Origin of the sequence: Methylobacterium sp. CCH5-D2 (assembly GCF_001556475.1) — a bacterium.
Classification (GTDB): domain Bacteria; phylum Pseudomonadota; class Alphaproteobacteria; order Rhizobiales; family Beijerinckiaceae; genus Methylobacterium; species Methylobacterium hispanicum.
Genome location: NZ_LSIX01000602.1, coordinates 1 through 7,354, shown reverse-complemented (window position 1 = coordinate 7,354; position 7,354 = coordinate 1). Strand labels below are relative to the sequence as shown.

Annotated in this window: 5 protein-coding genes; all 5 read right to left on the bottom strand. The window is 72.5% G+C overall.

The features are described from left to right. A partial coding sequence (locus AX737_RS15500; RefSeq protein ID WP_066922750.1) for a DUF4167 domain-containing protein occupies positions 1 to 1,006 on the bottom strand: 1,006 nt, incomplete at its 3' end. A gap of 489 nt (positions 1,007 to 1,495) precedes the next feature. Then, the gene (prmC, locus tag AX737_RS15495; RefSeq protein WP_066922752.1) at positions 1,496 to 2,356 is read right to left on the bottom strand and encodes a peptide chain release factor N(5)-glutamine methyltransferase; all 861 of its coding nucleotides are present in this window, start codon (positions 2,354 to 2,356) and stop codon (positions 1,496 to 1,498) included. Positions 2,357 to 2,400: 44 nt separating this feature from the next. After that, positions 2,401 to 3,486, bottom strand: a complete 1,086-nt coding sequence (prfA, locus tag AX737_RS15490) for a peptide chain release factor 1 (RefSeq protein ID WP_066922748.1) — start codon at positions 3,484 to 3,486, stop codon at positions 2,401 to 2,403. 60 nt (positions 3,487 to 3,546) lie between these two features. Then, positions 3,547 to 5,811 (bottom strand): phosphoenolpyruvate--protein phosphotransferase, encoded by a 2,265-nt coding sequence (ptsP, locus tag AX737_RS15485; protein ID WP_066922746.1) that lies wholly within the window; start codon positions 5,809 to 5,811, stop codon positions 3,547 to 3,549. Positions 5,812 to 5,913: 102 nt separating this feature from the next. After that, positions 5,914 to 7,149 carry an aspartate kinase gene (locus AX737_RS15480; RefSeq protein WP_066922744.1) on the bottom strand — a complete coding sequence of 412 codons (1,236 nt, stop codon included), beginning with the start codon at positions 7,147 to 7,149 and terminating at the stop codon, positions 5,914 to 5,916. Positions 7,150 to 7,354: the final 205 nt, after the last annotated feature.

Sequence of the window (7,354 nt, the reverse complement as noted above, 5' to 3'; positions counted from 1 at the left end):
GGCGACGGCGGCGGCGCGTCTTCGGCGCGGGTGCCTCCTCGGCGGCGGCCTCGGCCGGCGGCGGCGGGGCCTCGGCGGGCTGTGGCTCCGGCGCGGGGGCCGGGCGCGGCGGCGTCATCAGGAAGGCGGGCAGGCCGGCGGGCGCCTCCTCGATGGCGCGCGGCTCCTCGCGGCGGCGCTCGCGGCGGTGCGTGCCCTCGCGCGGCGTCTGCTCCGCGCGGGCCTCGGTCCGCTCGGGCCGGTCCTGGCGCTCGGCGCGCTCCGGCCGGGCCTCCTGACGGTCACGCTCGGGGCGCTCCTGGCGCTCGGGGCGATCCTGGCGCTCGGGACGATCCTGGCGCTCGGGACGATCCTGGCGCTCGGGCCTGTCCTGACGCTCCTGACGCTCGCCGCGCTGGAACTCGCCGCGGCCGTTCTCGTAGCGGCTCTCGCGGGGCCCGTCCTGGCGGCTGTCCTGGCGGTTGTCCTGCCGGCCGTAATCCTGGCGCGGCTGGTAGTCCTGCCGGTCCGGACGTCCGTCCTGGCGGCCCTGGTTCTCGTAGCGCGGACGTTCGTTGCGGTTGTTCTGGAAGCGCTCGCGGCGCTCGCCGCGGTTCTGGCGGCCGTCCTGCTGGTAGTCGGGCCGGGACTCGTAGGGCTGGGGCTGCTGGCCGGGGTCGCCGTACTCGTCGCCGTAGGCGCCGTAGCCCTGGCCGTTCGGCCCCGAGCCCTGGCCCTCCTCGTCGCCCTCCTCCATCTCGTCCTCGAAGGACTGGCGGGCGTAGCCGAGGCCGGCCTGCGGCCGGTTCTGCTCCTGCGCACCGGAGATGATGCGGAAATAGTGCTCGCCGTGCTGGAAGTAGTTCTCCGCCGCGACGGGATCGCCCGCCGCCAGCGCGTCGCGCGCGAGCTGGGCGTACTTGTCGGCGATGTGCTGGGCGGTGCCGCGGAGCTTAACGTCGGGGCCGTTGGACTCGTAGGAACGGGTCAGCGGGTTCGGCCCCTTCGGCCTGTTGCGGCCGCGCATCCGTCGGTTCTGGTTTGGTCTCATCGGTCTCAGATGACCCTCGTTCACGCGAAAGGCGTCTGGTGTCGGGCGTGCGGTCGGCCGATCCCCGCTCGAGGCTGCGCCTCGCGGGCGATCGCGGCCGGCTCCTGCGGCGGCCCGCCCGTGCGGTCCGCGCCGGGATGACCTCGGCCATCCGCCGGCCTCCCGGCCGCCTGCCCGATGCCTCGGGCTCCTGTCGGCGTCAGGGACGCCGATCGATTGTCAGGCTCGAACGGCACCGGACCGCGGCGCTGAAACGGGAACGCGCTTGTCCGGTAGCCAGAAGATCGGCGAACAATTCGGCGGAGGAGATCGTCACCGACCTTACACCCGCTCGTCTTAACGAAACGTTCGCGATCTGCAAGCCGACATTAACGGGGATTGGGAAAGCCAACAAGCATTTTTTCCAGCCCGTTGCAGATCACGGGGTTCGTGAGTCTTGAGGAGCCGGCTCGGCGGGCTCCGGATTCACCGCATCTCCTGCGCCAGGATCATGACGCGGTCGTGGCCGGCCAAGTCCCGTACGGTCTCGCGCCGCACGAAGTCCCGGGCCAGCGCGTCGAGATCCCCGGCCTGGTCGAAGCCGATCTCCAAGAGTGCCGCCCCGCCCCGGGCGAGGCGTTCCGGAAGGGCCGCGAGGATGCGCCGGTAGGCCGCGAGCCCGTCGGCGCCGCCGTCGAGCGCCGCCGGCGGATCGTGGTCCCGCACCTCGCGGGCGAGGCCCGCGATCACCCCCGTCGCGATGTAAGGTGGGTTCGACACCACGAGATCGAAAGGGGGGCCGGCGAGCGGATCGCACCAATCGCCCGCCAGGAAGGCTGCGCGGGCGCCGACGCCGTTGCGGTCGGCGTTGCTTCGGGCGGTGCGGAGCGCGGCCGGATCCCGGTCGAGCCCGACCCCGAAGGCGCGGGGGTATTCGTGGAGCAGGGCCGTCAGGATGCAGCCGCTGCCGGTGCCGAGATCGAGGATGCGCAGGGGCGCGCTCCGGTCGGGCCGGAGGCGCAGGGCGGTGTCGATCACCGTCTCGGTGTCGGGGCGCGGCACCAGGGTCTCGGGCGAGAGCCGGAAGGGCAGGCCCCAGAACTCCCAGGCGCCGAGGATGCGCGCCACCGGCTCGCCCGCCAAGCGGCGGCCGAGGGCGTCCACGAGGCGCGCCGCGCCCTCGGGGCCGAGCGGCACCTCGCCCGCGCCGACGAGGTCGAAGGGCTCCAGGCCGAGCAGGTCGAGGACGAGGAAGCGCGCCTCGCCCGCCGGGTTGTCGATGCCCGCGGCGGCGAGGTGTTCAGTGAGGTGCCGCAGGGCGGCGCGGCGGGACGTACTGGGCTCCAGCCCTCCCTCCCCCGCAGAGGAGGGAGGGGGAGCCGCTTCGCGGCTCACGCCATCCCCTCGGCGGCGAGCAGCTCGGCCTGGTGCTCCGTCACCAGCGCGTCCACGAGGTCGTCCAGAGCCGGGCCGGCCAGCACCTCCTCCAGCCGGTAGAGGGTCAGGTTGATGCGGTGGTCGGTCACGCGCCCCTGCGGGAAGTTGTAGGTGCGGATCCGCTCCGAGCGGTCGCCGGAGCCGACCTGGGCCTTGCGGTCGGCGGCGCGCGCCGAGTCCTTGGCCGAGCGCTCGGCCTCGTAGAGGCGGGCGCGCAGCAGCGCCATCGCGCGGGCCCGGTTCTTGTGCTGCGAGCGCTCCTCCTGCACGAACACCACGATCCCCGAGGGCACGTGGGTGATGCGGATCGCCGATTCCGTCTTGTTGACGTGCTGGCCGCCCGCGCCCTGCGCCCGCATGGTGTCGATCTTCAGGTCGGCCTCGTTGATCGCGATGTCGACCTCCTCGGCCTCGGGCAGCACCGCCACGGTCGCCGCCGAGGTGTGGATGCGCCCCTGCGTCTCGGTGTCGGGCACGCGCTGGACCCGGTGGGCGCCGCTCTCGAACTTGAGCCGCGCGAAGACGCCGCGGCCCTTCACCTCGGCCACGACCTCGCGGTAGCCCCCGACCGTGCCCTCGCTCTCCGAGATCACCTCGACGCGCCAGCCCTTCGACTCGGCGTACTTGGCGTACATCCGGAACAGGTCGCCCGCGAAGAGCGCCGCCTCGTCGCCGCCGGTGCCGGCGCGGACCTCGAGGATCGCGCTCTTCTCGTCGGCGGCGTCCTTGGGCAGCAGCATCAGCTGGAGCGCGCGGTGCGCCCGCTCCAGAGCCGCTTCCGCCTCCGGCTTCTCCTCGGCGGCGAGCGCGCGCATCTCGGAATCCTGGCCGGGCTCGTCGATCATCGCCTCGATGCCGGCGAGGTTGGCCACCGCCGCCCGGTAGGCGTGGATCGCCGCGACCACGGGGTCGAGGTCGGAGAGCTCGCGCGAGAGCTGCACCACGGCGTCGGACTCGAGGGTGCCGGCCGCGAGCGTCGCGGTGACGATGTCGTGACGGGTCAGGATCGCGTCGAGGCGCTCGGGGGGAAAGGGGATCATCGCCCTGGTATGTTCGTGACTCAAGGAATGGCGAGAACGGACGCGCGGCGCGTCTGTCCCCTAGATGGGCACGCCGTGCGCCTTGGCGAAGGCCGCGAGCGCGGGACGCAGGCTGTCGCCGTCGTGCCCGCGGGCCATCTCGCTGTCGATGAGTTCGGTGACCGCGCCCGCGTCGAGGCTGAGCACCATCGCCTTCACCGGGCCGATCGCGGCCGGCGACATCGAGAAGTTGCGGAAGCCCATCCCGATCAGCGCCATGGCGTCGAGCGGGCGCCCGCCGATCTCGCCGCAGACCGTGACCGGGCAGCCCGCGGCCTCGGCGCGCTCGGCGATCAGCCGGAAGGCCCGGATCGCCGCGACCGAGAGCGGGTCGAAGCGGTGGGCCACGCGCCGATTCTCGCGATCGACCGCGAACAGGAACTGCATCAGGTCGTTCGAGCCGACCGAGAGGAAGTCCGCTTCCCGCGCGATCTCGTCGATCTGGAAGAGCAGCGAGGGCACCTCGATCATCGCGCCGAGCTTGCAGTCGGCGGGCAGCGCGTAGCCGTGGCGGCGCAGATGCGCCTTCTCGCGCTCGACGATGGCGCGGGCTCGGACGAACTCGTCCACGGTCGCCACCATCGGGAACATGATCTTGAGCGGGTGCCCGTCAGAGGCCTTCAGGAGGGCGCGCAGCTGGACGCGCAGCAGCGCCGGCCGGTCGAGGCCGATGCGGATCGCCCGCCAGCCGAGCGCCGGGTTCTCCTCCTCGAGCTTGGGCATGTAGGGCAGGATCTTGTCGCCCCCGATGTCGAGCGTGCGGATCGTGACCGGCCTGTCGCCGGAGGCGGTGAGGACCGCCCGGTAGAGCGCCTGCTGCTCGGCCGCCGACGGCATGCGCTGCGCCACCATGAACTGCAATTCGGTGCGGAACAGGCCGACGCCCTCCGCGCCCGTCTCGTTGAGATGGGTGAGGTCGACGAGAAGCCCCGCGTTGAGGTTGAGGCCGATGCGCACCCCGTCGCGGGTGACGGCCGGCACGTCGCGCAGGGCCCGGTACTGCTCCTGCCGCCGGGCGCGCAGGCGCACCATCTCGGCGTAGGCCGCCTCGATCTCGGGGCCGGGCCGGACATGGACCTCGCCCGCCACCGCGTCCACGATGATGGCGTCGGCGGAATCGCAGAGCGCCGAGGCGTTCTCCACCTCGCTCACCGCCGGGATGCCGAGCGCGCGCGCCACGATCGCGACGTGGCTCGTCGGCCCGCCCTCCTCCAGCACGAGGCCGCGCAGGCGCGCGGGCTCGTAGTCGAGCAGCGCCGCCGGGCCCATCGAGCGGGCGACCAGGATGGCGTTCTCGGGGATGGAGCCGGCCAGGCCGACCGCCTCCTGGCCGACGAGCTCGCGCAGCAGGCGGTTCGTGAGGTCGTCGAGGTCGTGCAGGCGGTCCCGGAGATAGGGGTCGCTCTGGCGCATCATGCGGGCGCGGTTGTCGGACTGCACCCGCTCGACCGCGGCTTCCGCCGTCAGGCCGGAGCCGACCGCCTCGCGCATCCGGCGCAGCCAGCCCTTGTCGTGCGCGAACATGCGCACGGTCTCCAGCACCTCGCGGGACTCGGCGGTGCCGAGCTTGTCGCCGCGCTCGACGAGGTCGTCGATGGCCGAGCGCACGTTCTCGATCGCCGTCTCGAGGCGGGCGGTCTCGCGCTCGCTGTTCTCGGCGATCAGCCGCTTCACGACGATGCGCGGCTCGTGCAGGACCACGTGGCCGAGGCCGATCCCCTCGGCCAGCACCGTGCCCCGCACGCTGACCGCGCGGCGCGCGGCGGTGCCGGCGTCGGGGGCGAGCGCCTGCAACTCGCCCGAGGCGATCATCTCCGAGAGCACCATCGCGGTGGTCTGGAGCGCCTCGATCTCCTCTTCCGAGTAGACCCGGTAGGTCTTGTTCTGGACGGTGAGCACGCCGAGCGTGTTGCCCGCGCGCAGCAGCGGCACGCCGAGGAAGGCGTGGAAGGATTCCTCGCCCGTCTCGGGGCGGTAGGAGAAGGCCGGGTGCTGCTGCGCGTCGGAGAGCGCCAGCGGCTCGGCGGTCTTGGCGATCAGGCCGACGAGGCCCTCGTCCGCCCGCATGCGGGTGAGGTGCACGGCCTCGCGGTTGAGGCCCTCGGTGGCGAAGAGTTCCAGGGTGTTGTCGTCGCGCAGCACGTAGACCGAGCAGACCTCGGCCACCACGTTGGCGGCGATCAGGACGACGATGCGGTCGAGGCGCGCCTGTGCGCTGACCGGCTCCGCCATCGCTTCGCGGAGGCGGCGCAGCAGCAGGCGCGGGCCTCCGGGCGCAGCGGGCATCGTCTCGTCATCCAGCGTCGGGGGCCGGTTCGGCTCTCACCAGCCCTGCAACCGTGACGCCGGACGGCGCGGGCCGCGTGAGGCGCCCTTCCCCCCGGAGGTTCAGGCCTGATCGAGGCCGTATAGCGAGTGGAGCGTGCGAACGGCAAGCTCCGTATAGGCCGCGTCGATGAGGACGGAGAACTTGATCTCCGAGGTGGTGATCGCCCGGATGTTGATGCCCTTGGCGGCGAGCGCACGGAACGCCTTGGCGGCCACGCCCGCGTGGGAGCGCATGCCGACGCCGATGGCCGAGACCTTCACCACGTCGGTGGCGCCCTCGATCTGGGCGAAGCCGATCGTCTCGGCCTGCTGGTCGAGCACGGTGCGGGCGCGCTCGTAGTCGGCGGCCGGGACCGTGAAGGTCATGTCGGTGGTCGAGGCGTCGCCCGAGACCGTCTGGATGATCATGTCGACGTTGATGTTGGCGTCGGCGAGCGGGCCGAAGATCGCCGCGGCGACGCCAGGGCTGTCCTTCACGCGGCGCAGCGTGATCTGCGCCTCGTCGCGCGAGAAGGCGATCCCGGTGATGATCTGCTGTTCCACGATGTCGTCCTCGTCGCAGATGAGGGTGCCGGGGCGCGCGGCCTCCGGCGGATCGAAGGAGGAGCGCACGGTGGTCGGCACCCGGTGCACCATGGCGAGTTCGACGGAGCGGACCTGCAGCACCTTGGCGCCGAGCGAGGCCATCTCCAGCATCTCCTCGAAGGTCACGCGCTCCATGCGCTTGGCCTTCGGCACGACGCGGGGATCCGTGGTGTAGACGCCGTCCACGTCCGTGTAGATGTCGCAGCGCTCGGCGCCGATGGCGGCGGCGACCGCCACCGCGCTGGTGTCCGAGCCGCCGCGGCCGAGGGTCGTCAGCCGGCCGGTCTCGGCATGCATGCCCTGGAAGCCCGCGATCACCGCGACCTCGCCGCGCTTGAAGCCGGCATCCAGCCGCGCGCCGTCGATCTCCGCGATGCGGGCCGAGCCGTGCGCGTCGGAGGTGAGGATCGGGACCTGCCAGCCCTGCCAGGAGCGGGCCGGGATACCCATCTTGCGCAGGGCGATCGCGAGGAGGCCGGAGGTGACCTGCTCGCCCGAGGCCACCACGGCGTCGTACTCGGCGGCGTCGTAGAGCGGGTCGGCGTCCTTCACCCAGGCGACGAGTTCGTTCGTCTTGCCCGACATGGCCGAGACCACGACCGCGACCTCGTAGCCGGCCGCGACCTCGCGGGCCACGTGGGCGGCCACGTTGCGGATCCGGTCCACGTTGGCGACGGACGTGCCGCCGAACTTCATCACCAAACGGGGCATGGCGCGTCCGCGTTGTGTCTTGGAATAAGCGTCCCGGTGCCGCGGACGGGGCCCGGCGGCTGTACCGGCTCGGGTTTGGGCGGGTACAAGCGGGGGGAGGGGCTGTCAACAAGCCGGCCGGCAGGTCGGAGGCAGTCCAAGGTTGGGCGTTACGGAACGGATCGGACGAGCATGGCCGGTGCAGGCACGGAAGGAACGGCGGGCC

Coding starts and splice junctions, on each gene's coding strand:
- AX737_RS15480 (WP_066922744.1), bottom strand. CDS start 7,149: ATGCCCCGTTTGGTGATGAAGTTCGGCGGCACGTCCGTCGCCAACGTG.
- prfA (WP_066922748.1), bottom strand. CDS start 3,486: ATGATCCCCTTTCCCCCCGAGCGCCTCGACGCGATCCTGACCCGTCAC.
- ptsP (WP_066922746.1), bottom strand. CDS start 5,811: ATGCCCGCTGCGCCCGGAGGCCCGCGCCTGCTGCTGCGCCGCCTCCGC.